At 50.0% G+C, this 338-nt stretch carries 1 protein-coding gene; it reads right to left on the bottom strand.

Translation table 11 applies throughout. The annotated features are described in order from the left end of the window. Window positions 1–32: 32 nt before the first annotated feature. Window positions 33–338, bottom strand: a 306-nt coding sequence (locus R0J87_RS19060; RefSeq protein WP_498888195.1) for a TetR family transcriptional regulator C-terminal domain-containing protein, incomplete at its 5' end; no start/stop codon positions are given.

The raw sequence follows: 338 nt of genomic DNA on the forward strand, positions 1-338 counted from the left end.
GAAACCTATCAGTTCCTAATTGGTTGAAAAAATCAGTCGAGCAACTTCATGGCGGTGTCCACTATCAGGTTGATATCGCTTTGTAGTCCGCCAGCTTTTCCAAGCACTCTCATGCCATGCGTGATGCTGAGGATCAAACTTGCTATTGCTTGTGCGTCGAGCTTAGCCGGGATTTCGCCAGTGCTCTGACCGGACTGTACAGCTGTAATGAGTTTCTGGCCCATTTGGTTATACATGGCATTAACAAGGCTGGTGATCTCGGCGTCGTGTGGCACCATTTCAGTGGCGGTTGCTAACAGCAAGCAGCCACGTTGTCCTTCGCAGCCACAGGATAGTTG

Source organism: Halomonas sp. SIMBA_159 (genome assembly GCF_046536035.1).
GTDB lineage: Bacteria > Pseudomonadota > Gammaproteobacteria > Pseudomonadales > Halomonadaceae > Vreelandella > Vreelandella venusta_A.